This window comes from uncultured Flavobacterium sp. (assembly GCF_963975005.1).
Taxonomy (GTDB): Bacteria; Bacteroidota; Bacteroidia; order Flavobacteriales; family Flavobacteriaceae; genus Flavobacterium.
In genome coordinates this window covers 1-22,715 of record NZ_CAXBFR010000039.1, presented here as the reverse complement: position 1 = coordinate 22,715, position 22,715 = coordinate 1, and the positions used below count along the sequence as shown (strand labels likewise).

The window sequence follows — 22,715 nt, the reverse complement described above, 5'->3', positions numbered from 1 at the left end:
TGCTTTTAATGAAAATTTAGAGGAATAAAACTAAAATTTTAACTGATATACATCATCTAAATCTTTATCACAACTGAAGTTTACACCTAAATCGGTAACATAACCAGAATTTAATCCATAAACCCAACCGTGAATACTTAATTTCTGTCCGTTTTTCCAAGCCGATTGCACAATTGATGTCTTAGCTAAATCATAAACTTGTTCTCTTACGTTTAATTCCACAAACTTATTGAAGCGGTCTTTTTCGTCTGTAATGGCATTTAATTCTACTTGGTGAAAGCGATAAACATCTTTTATATGTCTAATCCAATTATCAATTACACCAATAGAATCGTTACCCATTGCTGCTTTAACTCCACCACATCCATAATGACCACAAACAATAACATGTTTTACTTTTAAAGCATTTACAGCGTAATCTAGCACGCTTAACATATTCATATCACTATGAACAACCATATTGGCAATATTTCTGTGTACAAAAACTTCTCCTGGTTCGGCTCCAATAATTTCATTGGCTGGCACACGACTATCAGAACATCCTATCCACAACAAAGGGGGTTGTTGTCCTTCTGCTAAATTGTTAAAAAATTCGGGGCTTACTTTTAATTTTTCTTCTACCCATTTTTTATTATTCTCTATTATTTTATTATAAAATTCACTCATGATAATATAATTTTAATTTGATTCTTTTTTTAATTTGAAAAACTCTACAAAACTCGTTGGATTATCAACTATACCTTTTTCTGACATTAAATGCACAAATATGTTTTTATTTTTAGCCTGAATAACAAAGTCCTCTAATATTTCTACAATATCATAATCCAAATAAGTTGTTTTTCTAATATCTAATTCTAACCTCGAATTTTCAGGTAAACTGAATAACTCTTTTTGAATGGCAGCTTTGTTTAAAAAGGAAATTTCTTCAGCAAAAGTCATTTGTATTACACTAGCGTTTTCTGTTTCTTTTTTATGCAAAAATATAGAATTTTGGTAATTTTTTATCAAAACGACAGCAAATCCGATTGCTAAACCTGTAAAAATTCCATACAATAAATTTGTAAAAACGATTACAATTATAGTAACAATAAAAGGTAAAAACTGTGTCCAACCCAAAGAAAACATTTTTTTAAACAAAGAAGGTTTAGCTAGTTTGAATCCGACTACAATTAAAATTGCTGCTAATACCGATTTTGGAATATGATTTAAAATGGTAGGAATAGCTAAAATTGAAACTAGTATTAAAATTCCATGCAAAATAGCTGACATTTTTGTTTTTGCATTTGACTGAACATTGGCAGAACTTCTAACAATTACTTGCGTTATTGGTAGACCTCCAATTAATCCTGAGGCTATGTTTCCAAATCCTTGAGCAAATAACTCTCTATTTGTAGGTGTGATATTTTTTTCTGGATCTAATTTATCTGTAGCTTCTACACTTAATAAAGTTTCTAAACTGGCTACTAATGCTAAAGTAAAAGCGATTGTCAAAATTTCAAGAGAAAAAATTTGACTAAAATCTGGAAAACTTAAAAATTCACCAAAGTCACTAATACTATTTGGCACAGGAACTTCCACAAGATGTTTTCCTTCTATAGCTAAATCTGTAATTGAACTGAAAATAATTTGCAAAATTGTACCTACTAAAACAGCAATTAAAGAACCTTGAATAATTTTGAAAAATCCATGTTTTTTTGATAAGATATTATAACAAAACAAAATGATAATAAGACCAACAACTCCAATAATTAAAGCTCCAAATGTAATATTATCCATTATGTGAGTAATTGCTGAAAATGTATTTTCTCCCGAAGGTTCCAAAAAAGTATCTGCTCCTTCCGCTTCGGTATCATAACCAAAAAAGTGAGGTATTTGTTTTAAAATAATGATTATTCCGATTCCAGTTAGCATTCCTTTAATAACACTATTTGGAAAATAATAACCGATTACACCCATTTTAAGCACTCCAAAAAGCAATTGAATAATTCCTGCTAAAACTACAGCCGATAAAAACAATTCAAAACTACCCAGTGAAGTTATTGCACTGGCAACAATTGCTGCTAAACCTGCAGCAGGGCCACTAACTCCAATTTTTGATTTACTAATAAGACCAACAACGATACCACCAATAATACCCGATATTAATCCAGATAAAGGAGGTGCATCACTAGCTAATGCAATTCCTAAACAGAGGGGAAGAGCTACGAAAAAAACCACAATACTCGCAGGAATATCGTTTCTTAAATGTTTAAACATATATGAATTTTTGAATTAAATTAAATTTTATACTTCATGTTTATGAAGCTTTAGAAAAATCTAAACTAATTCAGGAGGCTCAATAAAAATAGTTGGCTTAATAGAGTTTACTTTTCTATCTTTTAAAATAGAATATTGCACTTTTTGCAAACCTTCAAAGTCAATTACTAGTGGAATTGAATAAATAGTAGGTATAGATTTTATTTCATTAAAAGCACCATGATTTTCTTCTTCACTCATGTTAAAAAAGTAAGAAGTATCAACACTTTTATCAATAGCAGACACGATAGTTGGTGTGGCTAAAAACAAAATAAAAATTATTAATACTATTTTGCATAAGAATTTCATATAGCAAATATAAAATATATTTATGGTTTATAAAATGAATAATCCATAAATTAAACATAAAAAAAGACCCCTTTAAAAGTGGCCTTAGTTCTAAAATTATATTTCTTCTTCCATCCAAGCTTTTAACATCCAAATGGTTTTTTCTTGTTCTACTATAAAATCACTCATCATAGAGTTTGTTCCTTCATCATTAATATTTCCTGATTTTTCTAAAATAACCCTTTCAATTTTCAGCAATTCAACTAATGAATCTGAAACTAAAAGCACAGCTTCTGTATCCTTTGAAATATTTTTTCCAACTTTTAATTTACTGTTTTCTATATAATCCGAAAAAGTATGCAATGGTGTTCCACCCAAAGTTAAAACTCTCTCAGCAATCAAATCAATTTTTAATTGTGAATCGTTGTATAATTCTTCAAACTTAATGTGCAAATCAAAAAATCTTTTTCCACGAATATTCCAATGTAATCCTCTTAAATTTTGATAATAAACCTGAAAATTAGATAACAACATATTTAACTCATTCCCTAATTCATCCACTTCTTTTACTGGTAATCCTAAACTATTTATTTTCATATTTATTACTTTTAAATTATTCTTAAATTTACTAAAAATTTAACACTATTAAGTATAAGTAATATCGATAGTTTTTATATTTTTATCGAAAATAACTATACAATGACAATTACTCAATTAGTTTATGTGTTAGCTGTTGCAGAGCACAAGAACTTTACCAATGCTGCCGAAAAATGTTTTGTTACTCAACCCACACTAAGTATGCAAATTCAAAAATTAGAAGAAGAATTAAAGGTTCAGATTTTTGATAGAAGTAAAAAGCCAATTCAATTAACAGAAATTGGTGAGAAAATTGTTAATCAAGCAAAAAATATTGTCAATGAAGCGGGCAGAATTACTGATATTGTTGAACAGCAAAAGGGTTATATTGGTGGTGAGTTTAGAGTTGGAATTATTCCGACAGTGATGCCTACTTTATTACCTATGTTTTTGAGTAATTTTATTAAAAAACACCCAAAAGTAAATTTGATTATAGAAGAGCAAACTACAGAAGAAATTATAAAACGTTTAAAAAACGGCCATTTAGATTGTGCCATTGCTGCAACTCCTTTGGAAGAAGAAAATTTAAAAGAAATTGTCTTATATTATGAACCTTTTGTAGCCTATATTCCTGAAGGAAATTCAATTTCAGCTAAAAAAGAAATAGAAATTAGTGATTTAGATGTAGAAAATATTCTTTTACTACAAGATGGACATTGCTTTAGAGATGGAATTTTGAATCTCTGCAAAAACAATAAATATTTAAATGAAAATCATTTTCAAATTGAAAGTGGGAGTTTTGAAACTTTAATAAAATTAGCTGATGAAGGTTTAGGTACAACACTTTTGCCCTACCTACACACATTAGATTTGAATGAAAATAAGAAAAGTAAATTAAGACATTTTAAAGACCCGAAACCTGCAAGAGAAGTGAGTTTAATTTATCCGAAAAATGAATTAAAAATACATATTATAGATGCTTTGAGAAGTGTTATTTCTGGTGTCGTTAGAGGCGCAATAGCCTTTAGTGACGTTGAAATCATCAGCCCAAAAAAGCAAGCCTAAAAAAAAGGTACGTGAAAACGTACCTTTTTTATTTATCTATTCTATTAAAATCAAACATTGTCTTAATTCTGGTTTTTCTTTTGTGAATTGCATTACCCAATCTTTTAATTGTTCTATTTCGTAGGGTAAAAGAACTTTTAAAGCTTTTTCAAATTCTTTACAAAATAATATTGGATCAAAACTTACTCGCTCTAAAATTGACTTCGTATACGTAAACATTCTTGTGGGCATAATACAAAAAATTAAGCGTTAATACTTTTCTTGAACATGTGGTAAATTTACTCAATAAACCATTACTATAACGTTTGCGTATGTGAAATTATTGTTATAATTATCTTAAATAACATAAATACCTGATTTTTAAATAATTATAAAAAAAATTAAGTACTTTAATTCTTAATTGCTCGCAACATCTCTCTTTTTCCTGGTGCTCCAGGTAATTTTTCTACACTAAAACCTGCATTTAACATAGCTTTTTTTATGGAAGTTCTACAGGCATATGTTACCAAAATTCCTTCTGACAATAGAGCATCATACATTTTTTGAAAAATTTCTTCTGACCATAATTCAGGTTGAACATCAAATCCGAAAGCATCAAAATAGATAAGATTATACTTCTCAGAATCTGAAATATCTTCAAACTTTTGTTTTCTTTTTGTCAAATTAAAATTGGAAGTTAGCTTATTTTCTACTTCCCAATTAGATTGATGCATTTCATTAAATATAGATTGATGCGCTAAAGCTTCTAATTCAGAAACATAATTTAGATTTTCAATAATATCTATTTCAACAGGATAAGCTTCTACTCCAACATAATTTATGTTTTGATTAGCATTTATTGCTTCTAAAAAAGTAATAAAAGCATTTAAACCTGTTCCAAAACCGATTTCTAAAATAGAAACGGACTTATCATTTAGTAATGAAAGTCCGCTTTTTATAAAAACATGTTTTGCTTCTTGTATAGCTCCAAATTTCGAATGATAAGTTTCATTGAGTTCAGGCAAAAAAATAGAAGTAGAACCGTCTTTTGTAAGGATAATTTCTTTTTTCAAATTTTAAATCTTTGAAATTATTATTTTTATTTTGGAATTTCTCCAATATATAATTTTTTAATCCTAGGAATTGGTCCACTACACTTTTGTTGATGACAAGTAATACATGCATCAACTCCATTATTAAAGTGTTCTTTAGCGTTCTTTGGATCTTTATAAATTAACTCTTGCGCTTCTATAAACTTTTTGGCTTGTTGGTCAAAAAAAGCATCTTTGTCTTGTTTGTCAGTCATAACTGACTCGTGAATCTTTAAGAAATGTTGAGGGAATTTTCCAATAGTATCCCCTTTCATGATTTTTTCTTTCAAACGTTGGTTGTCTACATACATTTGTTCCATCAAAGCAGCCATTTCTGACATTTGGTACATTTCAAAGCTTTTTTCAACTTCTTTCGTTTCTGCTTCAGTAGCTATTTTACCTTCTTTTTTACAAGAAAATAAAAATACTATTAAAAAGACATAAAGTAAACTCTTCATTATTTTTTTATTAAAACGCCATCAGCCATAAATAAATATTTTTTCTTTGGCTCTTTTATACTATCTATAGATGCTTGAGATTTACCAGCATCTTGGGCATAATGTTTTAAATCTGCAACACTTTCTTCACTAATATATGCTTTCCCACTAACAACAACTTCTTTATTTTCTGCATTCATAGGCACAAAATATGCATAGTCTTTAAATTTTACAAACGATTCTTTGTCATTGTCTAAAGCTACATTCATCCAACAACCTTTCTTTTGGCAAACATTTTTAATTGTTGAACTAAATTTTAGATCAACAGTATCACCTGCTTTTAAATCTCCAAATTTCGAAGTCATTTCTTGGTAAGATAAAGCACCATCTGTATTAATTGAATCTCCAAATACTGCATATTCAACTTGTGGTTCTGTTACTGCGACTTCTGCTTCAGTTTCTTTTTTACAACTAATTAATACTACTAAAAAGGCTGATGCCAAAACTATTTTTTTCATTATTATTACTTTTAGATTTAAACAAAAATAGGTACTTTTGTTTAAAAGAAGAATTATTGTTGATAATATTTTTCATATATTTTATACAAATCTTAATAAAAACCCATTCTTATTTTTAAATTTGCAAAAATTGAAAACGATTTCGCTTTTTATTAAACATATCCAAAATGACATCAAACACACTTAATGATATTGAAATTAACAAATCATCAACTTCAAAAATTGATTCGGTAGATTTTCAAAATTTAGCTTTTGGAAATGTCTTTACCGATCATATGTTAGTTTGTGATTTTAAAGACGGGCAATGGGAAAAGCCTATAATTAAACCATATGCTCCATTTTTAATGGATCCATCAGCAAAAGTTTTTCACTACGGTCAAGCTATTTTTGAAGGGATGAAAGCTTACAAAGATGCAAATGATGACATTTGGTTGTTTAGACCAGATCAAAATTTTGAACGTTTTAATAAAAGTGCTGTCAGAATGGCAATGCCTGAAGTTCCTGAATTTGTATTTATGGAAGGTTTAAAAGAACTTATTCGTTTAGAAAAGGATTGGGTACAAAAAGGGTTAGGAAACTCGTTATACCTAAGACCATTTATGATTGCAACAGGAACTGGTGTAATAGCAGCTCCATCGCAAGAATATAGATTTATGATTATTCTTTCGCCAGCAAAATCATATTATTCTGGTGAAGTTAAAGTTATAATTGCAGAGCATTTTAGTAGAGCTGCAAATGGTGGAATTGGTGCTGCAAAAGCGGCTGGAAATTATTCAGCTCAATTTTATCCAACTAAATTAGCTAATGAAAAAGGGTATCAACAAATTATTTGGACAGATGACGCTACCCATACAAAATTAGAAGAAGCTGGAACAATGAATGTATTCTTTAGAATCAATGATACATTATACACCGCTCCTACAAGTGAACGAATTTTAGATGGTATTACTAGAAAAAGTGTAATTGATTTAGTAAAAAAAGAAAAAATAGCCTTAGAAGTTCGCACTGTATTGGTTGACGAATTGGTTGAAGCTGCAAGAAATGGTTCACTTAAAGAAATTTTTGGTGCAGGAACTGCAGCTGTAATAAATCCAATTGTAGGTTTTTCATACAAAGAGGAATATTTTGAATTGCCAAAAATAGAAAACCCAATGGCTTTAAAAATCAAACAAAAATTAACAAATATCCAAAACAAACTTGAAGAAGATGTTTTTGGTTGGACTGTGAAAGTTTAAAATTGTAATTTAAGAATTCAAAAAGCGATTTTCAAATTGAAAATCGCTTTTTTTATACCATCTTTTTTTTTGCAAACTGAATATTACTTTAAAATAGTTTCAAAATTTGGTTTAAAGTAATTTGGGCCTTTCATTACTTTTCCATCTTCTCTATAAATTGGTTTACCGTCATGGTTTAATTTACTCATATTACTGCGTTGAATTTCTTCAAAAACGGCTTCTATTTTATGTTGCAATCCATGTTCTAAGATTGTTCCGCATAAAATATATAGCATATCTCCTAAGGCATCAGCAATTTCAGTCAAATCATTATTTTGAACAGCTTCTAAATATTCTTCATTTTCTTCTTTCATTAAGTTAAATCGCAATTCATTTTTGCTAATTCCTAAATCTGCTTTCATTTCATAAGAAACTCCTAATCCAAAAGAAGTATGAAATTCAGCTACAGCTTCTAATTGTCTTTTCATTGTAGATTATTTTTAGTTTTGTTGTTGCAAATTATATTTTTTATGGCTTCAATGTGTTATTTTTGCCTTAAAATTATTACTATGTTTTCAACAAACCAGCTCTACTTCGCTATATTCTTTGTTATATCTTTCACTATCGCAATGATTTATGTGTACAAAAAGGATTTAAAGTTACATAAATTATACTATAAAGGCAGTAGTAAATGGGTTTTAGTCGGATTTTTAGCATTCGTAGCAATTTTATTTATTTTAAAATATTATTTGAAAAATAATTAATATATTTGGTAAATATTAATGAAAAAAGCTTTTTTTTAATGAAAATACTGAAGTATATTTTTTTACTTCTACTTCTTTGTGGTATTGCTGGTTTTGTATTTATTGCAACTCAACCAGGTGAATATTCAATTACAAAAAGTAAAGAAATTAGCGCCTCTAAAGATGTTGTTTTTAATTTTGTAAAAGATTACAACAATTGGAATTTATGGAATTCTAATATCGATTCAACTTCTTCGAAAGAATTAATTTCTGAAGATTCAAAAACTTATACAATTTTAAATCGAAATGAATCAATAATTTATGAAACATTAAAATTATATAATTCTGATTCTATTACTCAAAAATTGACTCAAGAAAACCTTATTCATAATCTAGTTTGGAAATTTACACCTACAAAAAAAGGAACACTACTTTCTTGTGAAATGAAAGGAACGATGACTTTAAAGCAAAAAGTGTTTTCGGTTCTTCAAGGTGGTGCTCAAAATTATTTAGGAGACGATATTAAAAATAGTATAACAAATATTGATAAGTACCTTACAAATCAATTAAATAAATTTAATATAAAAATATACGGCTTAGTTACTAAAGAAGGTTCTCTTTTTATCAAACAAATCGATAGTAGCTCAATTCAAAACTTTAGTTCAATTTCTAGAATTAAAATTCCTGAGCTTGTCAAATTTGCCAAAGACAATGTTATAAATTATACCGAAACTCCTTTTGTTTTATTTGATAGCTGGAATACAAGTAACAACAAAACAAAATTTTCAATTTGTTTACCTGTAAAAGAAGAGATTATAACTTCGGAGGACAGTGATGTCCTTGGTGGAGAATTATTTGAATTTAGAGCCGTAAAAGTGACACTTACTGGAGATTATTCACACCTAAAAAAAGCTTGGGATGGAGGTTTTAAATTTATTGAGAGAAATAAATTAACTTTAGATACAAATGGTAATTATATAGAATCTTATAAAGTTTCGTCTCCTAATGAAAAAGAACCTTCAAAATGGATAACAGATATTTATATTCCGATTAAGACTGAAATTATTCCTAAAAAGAAAGCAATAACAAATGTTAGTGTTGAACCTGTTTTAGAAACGCAACCTATCGAATAAAAAGATCCGAATCTTAACAGATTCGGATCTTTTTATTATTTCTCCAACAAATACCTGACAACTGTTTCGGCAGCTTGCAATCCAAATAGAGCTGGCATCCAACTATTAGTTCCATAAAAAGATTTTTTATAGTTTTTACCATCTGTTTTTTTTAAACTTGTTGGTTCCGGAATTTCAGTAGAAAAAACTGCTTTTACACCTTTATTTATCTTTACTCTTTTCAACCTCTTTCTAATATTTTTAGCTAAAGGACAATCTTTCGTTTTACTAATATCTTTAACAAAAACCTTACTTGAATCATACTTTCCACCTGCACCCATGCAACTGATTACTTTTACTTTTCTTCGTTTGGCCGAAATAATTAAATTCAGTTTTGGCGTTACACTATCAATACAATCTAAAACATAATCATATTCAGTGGTTACAATTTCTGTTGCTCGTTCTGGTGAAAGAAATTCTTCAACTTTAGTTAAATTTAAATCAGGGTTTATATCTAATAATCTATTCGCTACAATATCAACTTTAGTTTTCCCAATTGTTGAATGCAATGCTGGTAATTGTCGGTTTATGTTAGTAATATCAACTGTATCTCCATCAACGATAGTCATTTTTCCAATTCCAGCACGAACTAAAAATTCGGCAGCAAAACTTCCTACACCACCAAGTCCAACTACTAATAAATTTGCGTTTTTTAATTTATTTATTCCTTCTTCTTTAAAGAGTAATTCTGCTCTTTCTTGCCATTGTGCCATTTTCTATTGGGTTATAAGTTTATGAGATTATAAGGTTTAATCTGAACTCGTTTCAGATTCTTATCAACAACTCTATTTATCTTTAAAAATCGTATTAAAATTTGATTTAACAACTTCTTTTAAATCTTCCATTTTTATATTTTTTATGTTTGATGCTTTTTGATACACATCTATAATTGTTTCTTCAATTGTGTCTGTTTCTAAAAAAAATCTATCATTAGGAACATATTCAAAAACTTCAGCTAATTCTGGGTTTCGAAGTAAATATTTTCCAAATGACAAATAAAATCCGTTATCCAAAAGCGATTTTGCTACTTGTTTGTTTTTATAAAAACCGTGAATAATCATTGGATTTTCAACAGCCATATATTTTTTAATAGCAATTACTTCCTGATAAGAGGCTACACAATGCAAAATTATTGGTTTTGATGTGTTTTGAACCAATTCAATTTGTTGCTGAAAAACTGCTGTTTGTTTTTGAAAAGGAGTCTCTATTCGTTTGTCTAAACCACATTCTCCAAGTGCTAAACATTCATTTAGTTTTAACTTCTCTTCAATTGATTTTAGGTCTGATTTTAACCGATTTTCATCAATATACCAAGGATGAATTCCAATAGAATATTGCGGAATAGCTTCGTCAAATTCCCAAGGATATTGATTTACAACTTCTAAGATAGAAGCATTATTTTTAAAAGAATGGGTATGTAAATTAATGAATTCCATTAGTCGTGAAACTTTTTAACTCCGGCATTTATCTCAACTGCTAATTCATTTTCTAAAGGAACAATCGGACAAGAATATTCTTGATTATAAGTACAATAAGGATTATAAGCTTTATTAAAATCAATAATCACTTCTTTAGATTTCGGAACTTTTATGTCTAAAAATCGTCCACCACCATAGGTTTTAATTCCATTTGTTTCATCTAAAAAAGGCAAAAACAAATAATCTTCAAAACCTTTTCTTTTAGATAAATCTATATTTTTATAAACCGTTAGAACCAATTCTTTTGAATCAATCGTAAAATACAATTCACCATATTTTATATACTTTGGTTTTCTTGCAGTTGTTGTTGGCATATCAAAAGGTTTTTGTTTTTTAAGCTTAATAAATTTGGCTTTCACAACATACTTTTCATCAATTGGAAAAAAATCTAATCCTTCAAAATGTAATCTATCTTCTTGCGTTAACGGACTATGCAAAGAATCTGCAAAAGAAACATTTAATTCTTCTTGATATTCCTTACTTTTTTGCACTTTTTCTTTTTGAGCAAAAAGATTCAAAGTTAACAACAGGAAAATATAGGTAATATTTTTCATTTCATTTTTTTTACAAAAATATATATTTTAAATTACATTAATTTCTTTTTTGTCTTTTGTATTTTTGTCTTTTCAAAACTTATGATGAAACAAGCTTTCAATAAATACATCAACAACTTTAGGGGATTTTCAAGAGAAATTTGGATTCTTACATTAGTTACTTTCATAAATCGTGCTGGCACAATGGTTTTGCCTTTTTTATCATTATACTTAAAAGAAGATTTACATTTTACTTTAAATCAAATTGGATGGGTTTTGGTAAGTTTTGGAGCTGGTTCAATGTTAGGTTCTTGGCTTGGAGGAAAATTATCCGACAAAATAGGATTCTATAAAATAATGATTTTCAGTCTATTTACTAGTGGCTTGATGTTTTTTGGTTTGCAATTCATTACAAGTTATGTTGGTTTATTAATCGCTATGTTTCTAATTATGACCGTTGCAGATATGTTTAGACCAGCCATGTTTGTTTCATTAGGTGCGTACTCAAAACCAGAAAACAGGACCAGATCATTAACCTTAGTAAGGTTAGCTATTAATCTAGGATTTGCTGCCGGACCAGCTTTAGGTGGTTTAATCATAATGTATGTTGGGTATAAAGGCTTGTTTTGGGTTGATGGCGCAACTTGTATATTAGCCATCATTGTTTTTGCTTTATTAGTAAAAGAAAAAGCAAGATCACCTTATCAAGACAAAGAACATCCCGGAGAAGTTTTGAGAGCTTCTGTTTTTAAAGATCATATTTTTTGGGTATTTCTTGGAATGTGTTTAATTACAGGAATTTTATTCTTTCAATTATTCACTACTATTCCAATTTATCATAAAGAGCAATTTAATTTAACCGAATTACAAACTGGTTTACTTCTTACATTAAATGGTGTTTTAGTTTTCTTTTTAGAAATGCCAATCGTAAGTTATATTGAAAAACACAACATCAATAGATTAAAAGTTGTTGTGTTTGGTTGTTTAGCAATGGCTATAAGTTTGTTTATAATGATGGTTAACTTTTGGGCTGGAATATTAATTGTAATGATGTTATTTATGACATTTGGAGAGATGTTTGCTTTTCCTTTTGCCAATTCATTTGCCATGAGTCGCGCTCCTAAAGGCCATGAAGGAAGATATATGGCAATTTTTACAATGAGTTATAGTATGGCGCATATTTTAAGTGCCAAAACTGGAATGCAAATAATAGAAAGTTTTGGTTATCAAACTAATTGGTTCTTTATGGGAAGTCTTGGTTTAGTTGGAGTTTTACTGGGTTATTATACTTTGAAAATGGTAAAAGAAGAAAAAGAAATTAAAGTCAAACTTAAAAAATAGTTACTTAACTATAAAAATAGTTGTAAAACTAAAAAAATAGTTATACGTTTGTATGACAAAATTTTAGTTATGCAAAAACTTACCAATAAAGAAGAGGAAATAATGCACATTTTATGGAACCTTAAAAAAGCTTTCGTAAAAGATGTATTAGCCGAAATTGTAGAAGACAAACCTCACTACAATACTTTATCTACAATTATTAGAAATTTAGAAGAAAAAGGATATGTTTCCTACACGGCTTACGGAAATACGCATCAATACTACCCTATTGTTTCAATGGAAGCTTATCGAAAAGAATTTATGAATACGGCTATTGAAAATTATTTTAATAATTCGTACAAGAATATGGTTTCCTTTTTTGCTGAAGAACAAAAAATTTCGGCAAAAGAACTACGTGAGATTTTAGATTTAATTGAAAAAAAATAAGCTTATGGAAGCAATTTTTATCTATTTTTTAAAGGCAAATGGTTTATTAGTAACCTTCTTTTTATCGTATTATTTTCTATTGCGAAAAGAGACTTTTTTCAATAAGAACAGATGGTTTCTACTTTTGGGATTATTGACGTCTGTGCTGTTACCTTTACTTACTTTTACAAAAACAATTTGGATTGATCCAAGTCCAGTTGTTTATGAAACTGTTTCTAATGATAATATTCCTTATGTAATTGTAAACCAAATTGAAGAAATTCCTTTTGATTGGAATACTTATTTCATATATGCTTATGCTCTAATTGCATTAGTGTTTTTAGCAAAGATGTTTATCCAATTATTTTCATTTTTTAGAATTATAAAATTTGGAAATCGTTCAAAAAAAAATCAAACTATTCTTATTGATACAAATCAAAACACAAATCCGTTTTCATTTTTTAATCATATTGTTTTTAATAGCCGAATGTTTACTAAAGAAGAATTACAACACATAATTTCGCATGAAAACATTCACGTTAAAGAAAAACACTCTATTGATGTATTAGTTTCTAAAGTATTCAGTGCTTTGTTTTGGATTAATCCAATTATGTGGTTTTATCAGAAAGAAATCCTTCAAAATCTAGAATACATTGCAGATGACAAAGCTTCTACAATAGCTCAAGACAAAATAAATTATCAAAAAACTTTATTAAAAGTGGTGACTAATCAACACCAACTAAGTATTACAAATCAATTTTATCAATCATTAATCAAAAAACGAATCGTTATGTTAAACACCAATCCATCCAACCAAAGAAAATCGTGGAAGTATGCTTTAATTCTTCCTGTTTTAAGTGTTTTTATGTTGCTTTTTCAAGTAGAAACTATGGCTCAAGTGAAAGAGAATTCAAGTAATATAAATAAAACAGCAACTAAATCTGTTGCAGTAGCAGTTGGATTTGTTACTGATAAAAATGCAACAGATGCAGAAATGAAATTAGATACTGAAGAATTAAAAAAACAAGGAATTGATTATAAATTTTCAAAAATAAAACGTAACAAAAAAGGAGAAATTATAGCTATTAAAATTGAATTTAATGACAATAATGGAAACAATGGAGTTAAAGTAATTAATGGAAAAGATCCTATTGATCCAATTTATTTTAGTACAGAAAACGAAAAAATTGGTTTTACAAACGAACCAGATTTATCAGGTTTTGTAGTAGATGAAAAACTTTCAAAACAATTTGGTACTGAAATAAAAGTAAAAATGAATACTTCAAATGAAGTTAAAAACAATAGTAATGAGGCTGCTAAATTAACTAAAAATGAAGATTATCAATTTGTAACTACTACTTTTGATATTTATGATACAAATGAAATGAGATTTCAGATTAAAAATGAAATTGTAAAAGAAAATGAAAAAGCTCTTTATTTATTTAACAATAAAGAGATTTCAATTAAAGAAGCTAAAAACATTAAAGGAGAACAAATTAGTGAAATAATTGAAATTTTATCATCCGCATTGATATCTAATTATGGTTATGGTGAAAAAGGTAAAAATGGAGTAATTAAAATAAATAGCGAAATAGAAAAACCTAATTCTGAAAGAAACCGACTTTACATCATCAACGGAAAAGAATATTTACAAAGCGAAATTCCTAAAGGAACAACAGTAGAAGTTGATGGAAGTATAAGTGAATTAAGTAAAGAAGAAGGAATTAAAAAATACGGACAAAAAGCAAAAGATGGTGTTTTAATTTTTAATGGTAAATCTACTTTTGTGAAAGATTCTAAAATAATTCCTAATGTAAAAATAATTAAGGAGGACAATAGTATAAAACAAACTAATCAAGTTGGTTATGTTTTTGATAAAATAAGTTCTGACAAAGAATTTGAAAATGATTTTAAGACAATAAAAGAAAAATACAATATCGATGTTAAAGTACTTCGTAAAAAGAGAAATAATAAAGGAGAATTAATTGAATTAAAACTTTCATTTAATGACAATAATGGAATAATTGGAAAAACTGAACAAATAAGAAATATTCCAATACGTCCAATATTTCTGAAAATCAATATGAATAGTAATGGCAAAAATGAAATTGGTTTTTTTGATAATCATGAAATGATTCTAAAACCAAAAGATGCTGTTATGGAAAATAAAATTTCTATAATTGAAAATTTAAATGATAATGCAATAATTTATGTAGATGGGAATTTATTTTCAAAAGAAGAGGTTAACGAACTTGATGTAAATGGTCTTAAAAGTATAAAAGTTTTAAAAGATAAAGAATCGCTAAAAAAGTATAAAATTACTGATCAAAAAGAAGTTACTGTCATTGAAACTAATTGGAAAACAAAAAAATAAATTATAAAACCAATAAATCAAACACCAAATGAAAAAAATAATAGCTTTACTTTTACTCACAAGCATTTTTATTGGTTACAGTCAAAATGTAAAAATTTCAAATCCTAAAAAAATTCAAGAAGCAAAACACTTAACATTTGATAATGGTGATCAATTGGTTTATTATAATAAAACCTTAAAAATTCCAGGAGAACCTGCATTAAAAATTAATACGTATAATATTTATATTGATGATGTTAAAGTTGATTCTGATAAATTTATTAAAATTCAAACCTTAAAATATAAAAAATATAAATACATCAAAAGCGGTAACATTTTAAAACTGTATTCTAAATAAAATTAAAAACCATATCACAAATCTTAACAAAATAGTAAAGATTTGTGGTTTTGTTTTTGTCTATATTTGCAAAAAAAAGAGATGTATAAAATACTAGCTAAACTTAACAAACTTATCTTACCAAGTCTTACAAAAAGTGGTTTAGATGTTATTAAAGCTAAAAAATGGCAAAAAGCATTATTGGCATATCGTTATTTTATAACTATTAAAAGTTTGGATTAAACTAATACTTCAAAGCAGCAAAAATTTCATAATCGTATATTTTTTCTCTTCCATTTAAGAAAGCTATTTCCATTAAGAAATTACATTGCACAATATTTCCACCTAATTGTTCTACCAATTCACAAACCGCTTTTGCAGTTCCACCAGTGGCTAAAACATCATCGTGAATCAAGATATTTTCTCCTTTTTCAAATGCATCCGTGTGCATTTCTAACACATCCGAACCATATTCCAATTCATAAGAAGCCGAAATTGTATCAAAAGGTAATTTTTTTGGCTTACGAACAGGAATAAATCCAACGCCTAATTTTTGCGCTAAAAGTATTCCAAAAAAGAAACCACGACTTTCTACTCCAACTACTTTATCAATCTTTTTTCCTTCTAAAGAACTGACTAACAAATCCAAACAAGCATGAGTTGCTTTAGCATTCTGTAATAATGGAGTTATGTCTTTAAACACAATTCCTGGTTTTGGAAAATCTTGAATGTCACGTATATAGCTTTCAATATTCATTTCTTTATTATTTTTTTCATTTTGATTTGCAAGTTACACAATTATACTTATATTTGCACCCACAAAAAAGGCCTCGTGGCGCAACTGAATAGCGCATCTCATTACGGCTGAGAAGGTTACTGGTTTGAATCCAGTCGAGGTCACTTTTAACAACCCGAAACACTTGATATACAAGGTTTCGGGTTTTTTTATTATCTTCGTGTGTCCATTTTGTGTCCATTTCATAACTAACTGCAATATATAAATTAAATAGACTCAACAAAAAAAGTATTTATAATTTATTTAAATGAAAAACCAACCTGATATAAATGAATTAATTCAAGATTTTGAAAATGTTTTGTCTAATTTAAAAATAAATATTCAAAAACAAAAAAAGCAATTTTTAGATGAAGATTTTAAACCAATTCAAAAAGAACCAACTAAAGAGGAAATAATGAGTTTCTTGAAACAATTTATCCCTTACTTTAATTACATATTATTTTTTAACATTGAAGATGAAAAAATAGCTAATAAATTAAAGAAAACTGGTTTTACTAATAACATCAACAAATGGTTTGTTAATATTGAAGAAATAGAAAACGAAATAAAAAGATTATTAACAATAAGTGAACTTATTTTCATTCCATCTTCATATCTAATTGCTTCAATACAACATTTAAGATTAAAATTTCTAATTGAACTAATAGAAGGATTTACTTTTATTCTTTACAACAACTCGGACTCAAACTTTTTATCTGTAGATTTTAATAAAAGGATTAGAAGAAGAAATTACAAAAAAAAGAAAAATAATGGTAAGAGTGATTATGAATTTTTGATGGAAGAAATAATATTATTTTACGAAAATCAATCATTTGAATTAAATTTAGAAAAAAATTACTTTATTAAATTATTATTAAGAGCAACGAAAGGTAATACAAATATTTATAAGGATTTATTTGATTTTCGTGTCATAAATATTAGTATGAATACAGCATATTGTGAGCTTTTTCAATTGATGAAAATAATTATGAAAGATTTTAAACTACTTGATGAGTATGAATTTAATAATAAAAACCACAATAATATCTATGATGGTAATTATCGATTTTATAAATATCGAAAAGTGCAAAAAATACTTTTAAAAAAATAATTTCTAACACAAAATAGCAAAATCCTAACCATTTTATGGTTAGGATTTTTTTTTGTAAAAAAATGGTTCAGTTTATAATTATGGTAATTTCAGTTATTTGTGGTATCAAAAAATAAATTATCATGGAAAATCAAAATTTAAGTCCAGAACTGTGGACAAGAGAAGAAGCCTCAAAAATTAAAAAAGTATCTAAAAAAACAGTTGATAGGCTATTAAGAGATGGAAGAATAGATGGCTTTAAAATAGGTAGAAAAGTACTTATTTACCCATATTCTTTTACCGAAGAAAATATCAACTCAATCAGACCAAAATTTATTTAAAATATGACAACACATTATTTTACGGAGCTTAGCTCCAAGAGGTCTACTCAAGTTATAGGATTATATTATACCAATCAAGAAAGAAAACCCAAATACAAAAAAGAGTTTCGAAATAAAATGACAGATGAAAAGTTTGTAACTAATGAAGTTCAAATCATGAAGTATAAACGAAATAAAAAAATAACTATGTTTTTCGACACTTACTCATCTTACAGCAAGTTTTCATTAATTGAGGTTGGTTTTGACTTTGAAGTAACAAATAAAGCTTCTGATGTTTTAAGAATTGTCAAAAGAAACATAGCAAGACTTAATCAAGACTTTTTAGGTTATATCTGGTTAATTGATAAAGGAACTGAAAATGGAACAATGCACTTCCATTTAGTAATTGCTTGTAATAAGTTGGATTTTGTTGGAAAGAAATTGCCAAAACAAATGCAGTTTAAGTTTAATGAAAAGAAAATACACAGCTCTTTTGTTAAAAATAACGAGAAGCTAAAACAATATCTTATGAAGAAAAAAATCTACTTCATCGGCAAAAGGAAAAGAGTGTTCGGAAAAAGTAGAAGATTTATTAAATAGCATTTTAAAACGTCTTAATTATGAATCAGAAACAGTGCAAGTATTCGGGAAATTGGTTTTTTCCTAAAAGAAACAATCAGAGCTTTGAAAACAACAAAGCAAGGAGTAACTACCATAACAAAAAGTATAGGAAATTATACGCTGAAGTCAACAAAACCAATAAATTGTTATTGAACAACTACAAACTCCTTTTTAAACTAATTGGGCATAGAGATTTCATGGAAGTTGAAAAGAAGATTCTTGCAAAACTTAGATACGATTTTTCTTTGTCAACTGGCATTGAAGAAGAAGATGGAATAAAAAGCTTTTTACAATACAATTATAGATTAACCTTTATAACCAATGAAAAAATATTAATAGAAAATAGATATGAAAATAAACGATTTATTTAAACAAGATATTTTGAATCCAAAACCAATTCTGATTAAAGAATATGGAGGAAGAATAGAAAGAACAATAGAAAGAAAAACAACAATTAATTCTGAAACAATTTTAATGGTATTGTTGTTTGGACTAACAGCAATTTTATTAACAAACAATACATCAAATTATGGAACAAAAAGAAAAGAAAATTAATCTTGCTTTTGATATTAATAAAGAACTTCAAAAGCAGATTACAAGTAGTAAGATAGTAAAGTATGCATTATATGGTTTGACTGTTGTAGGTGGAATATTAGCAATTGGATTTTTATCTAAAGTTCTTAACTACACTTTTACAAATATTTCAGAACTTAAAAAAACACTGAAACAATGAGAACCACAATACTATATGCAAGTCGACCAACGAATTTGTTCGGTAGCAAAGAAGATGTGAAATTTATGTCTTGCTTAAACTACCTAAAGAAAGGTAATGTTGAAATTTTGGCAGAAGGTTTTGATTTTAAATATATTCCAAGTATTAACATAAAGCATAAAATTGAGAAAATAGTAAGTAAGGTTGATAGGGTATTTGTTTTACATGACAATGGGATAATTGACCAAAAGCAATATTTTGAAGTTGTGATTGCATTATTGCATAACATACCAGTTTTGGCATTAAACATAAATGGCAGAATGACAAAAAGGGTTGTGGGTATAGAAAAATATTTTGATGCAGGAATTAAGAAGAGGGCTGTTTTGAAATTTGCTGTCGTTCTTCCTAATTAAAGGGTACACTTGAAAAAGTGAAATTAAAACGACAAGAAAAAAGCAAATATTAGCACTTAATGGATAAAAAGTGTACAAAATTAGAGTAAAAGGGCTACTAACTCAAAAATGTGAAAAATGAAGGTACTTTATACAAGAATTTCTACTGCTGAACAAAAAAGCGATAGACAAACAAAAAATGCTGAAAATTATAACATGCTTATTGAAGATGTTTCTTCTGGGGCAACACCCTTTTTTGAAAGAGTGGGTGGAAAAAAAATTGAAAGATTATCATCAAAAGGAGATATTACAAGTATTCACGTCCATCAAATTGACCGCTTGGGCAGAAACCTTTTGGATATTCTCAATACGATTACCTACTTCAATAAAAAAGGAATTTGTCTTAACTTCATACAACAAGGCATTAAGACTTTGAATGATGATGGAACTGAAAACCCAATTTCCAAAATGATAATTTCTGTTCTTGGTGTAGTAGCAGAAATGGAACGCAATTTAATAAGAGAGCGTCAAAGGGAAGGAATTGTTGAAGCTAAAGCAAAGGGTGTCTATAAGGGCAGGAAAAAAGGAACTTCAACCTCAACATTAGATTTTCTTAATAAACCTAAAAACAAAATTGCTGTTGAACGTTTGAAACTTGGGCTTAAAAAATCAGAAGTAGCTAAAATTACAGGACTGCACATAAATACCATTACCAAAATTAGTAAGGCTTTAGATAGAATTAAAGTATTGTAATTATTTAAAACAATATCTTTTATTACATATTGTAAATCTTATTACATAAAATATTACTTATCTAAAATAATAAATAAAAGCTGATTTCATATAAAATAAAACTTCTAAAAAACATAAAATGATAAACACAATTAATTTAGCGTACTATTCGCACTCTGTTAAAACCTATAATTCCGATAAAGAAAAAAAAGAATATGATTTTTTAAAAAAAATTATCAAGGGGCATGTTATTTGTCCTAACCAACATATTGGTAAATTAGAAAGTTCTGAAATTTATCAAAATATAATCAAGAAAGTAGATTGTGTTTTTGTTTCCGATAATGAGGGTTTTATCGGAAAAGGTTCTTATAACGAATGTTTAAATGCACTTGAAAATAATATTCCTGTTTTTGTAATAAAAAATAAAAACAACAATTTAGAATTGGAAAAAGTAACCAAAATAATCCAAGTTAGTGAATATAACTTATTTCAATTTGGTAAAATTATTTAAATAAATATTACTTCATCCATTGATTTTTGATGACTAAAGTGCTTATTCATTTACCAAAAAAAGTTTTAATAATTGCCCTTCCGATTTTGCGTTCTAATCCGCCTCTTGTTGTTGGAACACCTGTTTTTCGTGCTACGCTATTTTTAACACCACTTATGCCAAGTAATCTGCTCAACGAGAATGAAACCCCGTATTTTCCTTTAAATCCAAACATAATTTTTCTTTTTTAATTTAAGCCACTTTCTCATCATACAAATACTTTTGGAACTCGATAAATAGCTTACTTATGTCGCCTACATTTCCGAGAACTTCCTTTGCATCTTCCAAAGATTGATATTTGTTTGTTAGTAAGATTGGTAATTTATCTTGGTCAAGTTCTTCAACGCCAGTTTCAACATATTTACTTAATACAAATTCTATGAACTCTTTTTGTTTGTTGTCCAATAATGCAAAAATAGTCGCTTGTGATGTCGCTACTCTTTGCTCTCTTGTTAACGATTTGTAGTTACCATTGAAAACATACTCTAAAACATCAAACAAATCGCTTTTTTCCATATTTACTAATGACTGAACTATCAATAAATCACTCTTAGGAAATCCAGCTGCATCTAATTTTTCTAACAGAATTTTTCTTGTCATTGGATTACTCCAAAGCGTTCTTAATTCTGCTTCGCTTTTAAAAAGATTTGGCAATTCACCAAACAGATTATTTAAAAACTGCTCTGAAGTAATTGGTTTGCCATCTGCACCCCAAAACGAAGTTGAAATCATGGATTGTATTTCTCGTTCTTTACCATCACGCAATTTTATTTTAACCTTTTTTTGCTTGTTGCAATTGCAGAATAATTCCCCACAAATATCACAAGGTTCTTTTTCTGGTTTCTCGCAAACACAAGGTCTTTGATTGCAAATTTCACAAGGTGGTTTTTGCGGTTTTGATTCGGTGTCTGCTTCTGGCTCTAATGGCTCTCCATCCCACTCTGGGTCTGCAAAATGATGGTAGGCATCTACATAATCATAAATGGTAAAAAACTCTTTCCCGTCAAACAAACGAGTGCCTCGACCTACAATTTGCTTAAACTCTATCATTGAGTTCACTGGACGCATTAAAACTATATTACGAATGTTTCTTGCATCTACGCCAGTTGATAGTTTTTGCGATGTTGTAAGTATGGTTGGAATTGTTTTTTCGTTGTCTTGAAACTCTCTTAAAAACTGCTCACCTATTTCGCCATCATTGGCGGTTACACGCACACAATAATTTGGATTTGTGCTTGTTTTATATTGGTTTACTAAATCTCGGACTGCCGATGCGTGGTCTTGTGTAGCACAAAAAATAATGGCTTTTTCTTTCTGATTGGCTTCGTCCATATAAATCTGAACTCGTTTTGCCTCCCTTTCTTTTATTTCAATAATACGATTAAAATCGCTTTCGGTATAGTTTCTTCCTTCTTCTATTTCTCCTTCTATAATTTGGTCATCGCTGGTGTAGATATAATCATCCAATGTGGTCTGAATACGCTTTACTTTAAATGGTGTTAGGAAACCATCGTTAATACCTTCTTTAAGCGAATAAATGTAAACTGGTTCGCCAAAGTATTTATAGGTATCTACGTTGTCTTGTCGTTTAGGTGTAGCCGTTAAACCCAACTGAACTGCTGGTGCGAAATAATTTAAAATGGCTCTCCAATTACCTTCGTCATTTGCACCACCTCTATGACACTCATCTATAATAAT

Annotated in this window: 32 protein-coding genes and 1 tRNA gene; 18 read left to right on the top strand and 15 right to left on the bottom strand. The window is 28.3% G+C overall.

Features of this window, described 5'->3' with window-relative positions; translation table 11 throughout:
* Positions 1–30: 30 nt before the first annotated feature.
* The 4 genes from can to AACZ53_RS06640 form a co-directional block, all read right to left on the bottom strand.
* Complete coding sequence (can, locus tag AACZ53_RS06655) at positions 31–666, bottom strand: carbonate dehydratase (protein ID WP_339836154.1); 636 nt, start codon at positions 664–666, stop codon at positions 31–33.
* A 12-nt stretch (positions 667–678) separates the two neighbouring features.
* A complete protein-coding gene (locus AACZ53_RS06650) occupies positions 679–2,256 on the bottom strand; it encodes a SulP family inorganic anion transporter (protein ID WP_339836151.1) in 1,578 nt (525 codons plus the stop codon).
* 60 nt (positions 2,257–2,316) lie between these two features.
* Positions 2,317–2,565 carry a hypothetical protein gene (locus AACZ53_RS06645; protein ID WP_339836148.1) on the bottom strand — a complete coding sequence of 83 codons (249 nt, stop codon included), beginning with the start codon at positions 2,563–2,565 and terminating at the stop codon, positions 2,317–2,319.
* Between the two features lie 135 nt (positions 2,566–2,700).
* A complete protein-coding gene (locus AACZ53_RS06640) occupies positions 2,701–3,180 on the bottom strand; it encodes a Dps family protein (protein ID WP_339836145.1) in 480 nt (159 codons plus the stop codon).
* A gap of 102 nt (positions 3,181–3,282) precedes the next feature.
* Here AACZ53_RS06640 and AACZ53_RS06635 point away from each other — a divergent pair, with 102 nt between their 5' ends.
* On the top strand, positions 3,283–4,224 hold the full coding sequence (locus AACZ53_RS06635) for a hydrogen peroxide-inducible genes activator (protein ID WP_026716550.1): 942 nt from the start codon (positions 3,283–3,285) through the stop codon (positions 4,222–4,224).
* Positions 4,225–4,260: 36 nt separating this feature from the next.
* Here the strand turns inward: AACZ53_RS06635 and AACZ53_RS06630 are convergent, their stop codons facing one another.
* The 4 genes from AACZ53_RS06630 to AACZ53_RS06615 all read right to left on the bottom strand — a co-directional run bounded on the left by AACZ53_RS06630 (position 4,261) and on the right by AACZ53_RS06615 (position 6,249).
* On the bottom strand, positions 4,261–4,455 hold the full coding sequence (locus AACZ53_RS06630; RefSeq protein WP_339836142.1) for a hypothetical protein: 195 nt from the start codon (positions 4,453–4,455) through the stop codon (positions 4,261–4,263).
* Between the two features lie 158 nt (positions 4,456–4,613).
* Positions 4,614–5,276, bottom strand: a complete 663-nt coding sequence (gene mnmD, locus AACZ53_RS06625; RefSeq protein WP_339836139.1) for a tRNA (5-methylaminomethyl-2-thiouridine)(34)-methyltransferase MnmD — start codon at positions 5,274–5,276, stop codon at positions 4,614–4,616.
* Positions 5,277–5,302: 26 nt separating this feature from the next.
* The gene (locus tag AACZ53_RS06620; protein WP_339836136.1) at positions 5,303–5,752 is read right to left on the bottom strand and encodes a hypothetical protein; all 450 of its coding nucleotides are present in this window, start codon (positions 5,750–5,752) and stop codon (positions 5,303–5,305) included.
* Positions 5,752–6,249: a DUF4920 domain-containing protein gene (locus tag AACZ53_RS06615; protein ID WP_339836133.1), complete on the bottom strand. Its 498-nt coding sequence runs from the start codon at positions 6,247–6,249 to the stop codon at positions 5,752–5,754. Before AACZ53_RS06615 ends, AACZ53_RS06620 begins: the two co-directional genes overlap by 1 nt.
* A 167-nt stretch (positions 6,250–6,416) precedes the next feature.
* On the opposite strand from AACZ53_RS06615, the gene AACZ53_RS06610 reads away from it, so the two are divergent.
* Positions 6,417–7,484, top strand: a complete 1,068-nt coding sequence (locus tag AACZ53_RS06610; protein WP_339836130.1) for a branched-chain amino acid aminotransferase — start codon at positions 6,417–6,419, stop codon at positions 7,482–7,484.
* Between the two features lie 83 nt (positions 7,485–7,567).
* Here the strand turns inward: AACZ53_RS06610 and AACZ53_RS06605 are convergent, their stop codons facing one another.
* Complete coding sequence (locus tag AACZ53_RS06605; protein WP_339836127.1) at positions 7,568–7,951, bottom strand: nucleoside triphosphate pyrophosphohydrolase family protein; 384 nt, start codon at positions 7,949–7,951, stop codon at positions 7,568–7,570.
* Positions 7,952–8,265: 314 nt separating this feature from the next.
* Here AACZ53_RS06605 and AACZ53_RS06600 point away from each other — a divergent pair, with 314 nt between their 5' ends.
* On the top strand, positions 8,266–9,339 hold the full coding sequence (locus AACZ53_RS06600) for a GyrI-like domain-containing protein (RefSeq protein ID WP_339836124.1): 1,074 nt from the start codon (positions 8,266–8,268) through the stop codon (positions 9,337–9,339).
* A gap of 35 nt (positions 9,340–9,374) precedes the next feature.
* Here AACZ53_RS06600 and AACZ53_RS06595 read toward each other — a convergent pair whose 3' ends face one another.
* The 3 genes from AACZ53_RS06595 to AACZ53_RS06585 form a co-directional block, all read right to left on the bottom strand.
* Positions 9,375–10,091, bottom strand: coding sequence for a tRNA threonylcarbamoyladenosine dehydratase (locus AACZ53_RS06595; RefSeq protein WP_339836121.1), 717 nt, complete (start codon positions 10,089–10,091; stop codon positions 9,375–9,377).
* 72 nt (positions 10,092–10,163) lie between these two features.
* A complete protein-coding gene (locus AACZ53_RS06590; RefSeq protein ID WP_339836117.1) occupies positions 10,164–10,814 on the bottom strand; it encodes a TatD family hydrolase in 651 nt (216 codons plus the stop codon).
* The gene (locus AACZ53_RS06585; RefSeq protein WP_339836113.1) at positions 10,814–11,410 is read right to left on the bottom strand and encodes a DUF1684 domain-containing protein; all 597 of its coding nucleotides are present in this window, start codon (positions 11,408–11,410) and stop codon (positions 10,814–10,816) included. Before AACZ53_RS06585 ends, AACZ53_RS06590 begins: the two co-directional genes overlap by 1 nt.
* Positions 11,411–11,491: 81 nt before the next feature.
* On the opposite strand from AACZ53_RS06585, the gene AACZ53_RS06580 reads away from it, so the two are divergent.
* The 5 genes from AACZ53_RS06580 (at position 11,492) to AACZ53_RS06560 (ending at position 16,068) form a co-directional block, all read left to right on the top strand.
* A complete protein-coding gene (locus AACZ53_RS06580) occupies positions 11,492–12,730 on the top strand; it encodes an MFS transporter (RefSeq protein ID WP_339836110.1) in 1,239 nt (412 codons plus the stop codon).
* Positions 12,731–12,799: 69 nt separating this feature from the next.
* Complete coding sequence (locus AACZ53_RS06575) at positions 12,800–13,156, top strand: BlaI/MecI/CopY family transcriptional regulator (RefSeq protein ID WP_339836108.1); 357 nt, start codon at positions 12,800–12,802, stop codon at positions 13,154–13,156.
* Between the two features lie 4 nt (positions 13,157–13,160).
* Positions 13,161–15,509: a M56 family metallopeptidase gene (locus AACZ53_RS06570; RefSeq protein WP_339836105.1), complete on the top strand. Its 2,349-nt coding sequence runs from the start codon at positions 13,161–13,163 to the stop codon at positions 15,507–15,509.
* A gap of 28 nt (positions 15,510–15,537) precedes the next feature.
* Entirely contained in the window at positions 15,538–15,846 is a 309-nt protein-coding gene (locus tag AACZ53_RS06565) for a hypothetical protein (protein ID WP_339836102.1), read from the top strand.
* 81 nt (positions 15,847–15,927) lie between these two features.
* Positions 15,928–16,068 (top strand): SsrA-binding protein, encoded by a 141-nt coding sequence (locus AACZ53_RS06560; protein WP_339836099.1) that lies wholly within the window; start codon positions 15,928–15,930, stop codon positions 16,066–16,068.
* A gap of 1 nt (position 16,069) precedes the next feature.
* Here the strand turns inward: AACZ53_RS06560 and AACZ53_RS06555 are convergent, their stop codons facing one another.
* Positions 16,070–16,582 (bottom strand): adenine phosphoribosyltransferase, encoded by a 513-nt coding sequence (locus tag AACZ53_RS06555; protein ID WP_339836096.1) that lies wholly within the window; start codon positions 16,580–16,582, stop codon positions 16,070–16,072.
* Between the two features lie 69 nt (positions 16,583–16,651).
* Here AACZ53_RS06555 and AACZ53_RS06550 point away from each other — a divergent pair.
* From AACZ53_RS06550 to AACZ53_RS06505, 10 genes are all read left to right on the top strand, one after another.
* Positions 16,652–16,725 (top strand) — tRNA-Arg (locus tag AACZ53_RS06550).
* 143 nt (positions 16,726–16,868) lie between these two features.
* The gene (locus AACZ53_RS06545) at positions 16,869–17,711 is read left to right on the top strand and encodes a hypothetical protein (RefSeq protein ID WP_339836093.1); all 843 of its coding nucleotides are present in this window, start codon (positions 16,869–16,871) and stop codon (positions 17,709–17,711) included.
* 122 nt (positions 17,712–17,833) lie between these two features.
* Positions 17,834–18,031: a helix-turn-helix domain-containing protein gene (locus AACZ53_RS06540; protein WP_339836090.1), complete on the top strand. Its 198-nt coding sequence runs from the start codon at positions 17,834–17,836 to the stop codon at positions 18,029–18,031.
* A 3-nt stretch (positions 18,032–18,034) separates the two neighbouring features.
* Positions 18,035–18,610: a hypothetical protein gene (locus AACZ53_RS06535; RefSeq protein WP_339836088.1), complete on the top strand. Its 576-nt coding sequence runs from the start codon at positions 18,035–18,037 to the stop codon at positions 18,608–18,610.
* 20 nt (positions 18,611–18,630) lie between these two features.
* The gene (locus AACZ53_RS06530; RefSeq protein ID WP_339836086.1) at positions 18,631–19,002 is read left to right on the top strand and encodes a hypothetical protein; all 372 of its coding nucleotides are present in this window, start codon (positions 18,631–18,633) and stop codon (positions 19,000–19,002) included.
* A complete protein-coding gene (locus AACZ53_RS06525) occupies positions 18,980–19,186 on the top strand; it encodes a hypothetical protein (RefSeq protein WP_339836084.1) in 207 nt (68 codons plus the stop codon). Before AACZ53_RS06530 ends, AACZ53_RS06525 begins: the two co-directional genes overlap by 23 nt.
* Positions 19,161–19,364, top strand: coding sequence for a hypothetical protein (locus AACZ53_RS06520; protein WP_339836081.1), 204 nt, complete (start codon positions 19,161–19,163; stop codon positions 19,362–19,364). The genes AACZ53_RS06525 and AACZ53_RS06520 overlap by 26 nt, the downstream gene beginning before the upstream one ends.
* A complete protein-coding gene (locus AACZ53_RS06515; protein ID WP_339836078.1) occupies positions 19,361–19,756 on the top strand; it encodes a hypothetical protein in 396 nt (131 codons plus the stop codon). The genes AACZ53_RS06520 and AACZ53_RS06515 overlap by 4 nt, the downstream gene beginning before the upstream one ends.
* A 117-nt stretch (positions 19,757–19,873) precedes the next feature.
* Positions 19,874–20,488, top strand: a complete 615-nt coding sequence (locus tag AACZ53_RS06510) for a recombinase family protein (RefSeq protein ID WP_339836075.1) — start codon at positions 19,874–19,876, stop codon at positions 20,486–20,488.
* 118 nt (positions 20,489–20,606) lie between these two features.
* Positions 20,607–20,978: a hypothetical protein gene (locus tag AACZ53_RS06505; RefSeq protein WP_339836072.1), complete on the top strand. Its 372-nt coding sequence runs from the start codon at positions 20,607–20,609 to the stop codon at positions 20,976–20,978.
* Between the two features lie 46 nt (positions 20,979–21,024).
* Here AACZ53_RS06505 and AACZ53_RS06500 read toward each other — a convergent pair whose 3' ends face one another.
* Together AACZ53_RS06500 and AACZ53_RS06495 are read right to left on the bottom strand one after the other, a co-directional pair.
* Complete coding sequence (locus AACZ53_RS06500; RefSeq protein ID WP_339836069.1) at positions 21,025–21,192, bottom strand: hypothetical protein; 168 nt, start codon at positions 21,190–21,192, stop codon at positions 21,025–21,027.
* 17 nt (positions 21,193–21,209) lie between these two features.
* A partial coding sequence (locus AACZ53_RS06495; RefSeq protein WP_339836066.1) for a type I restriction-modification enzyme R subunit C-terminal domain-containing protein occupies positions 21,210–22,715 on the bottom strand: 1,506 nt, incomplete at its 5' end.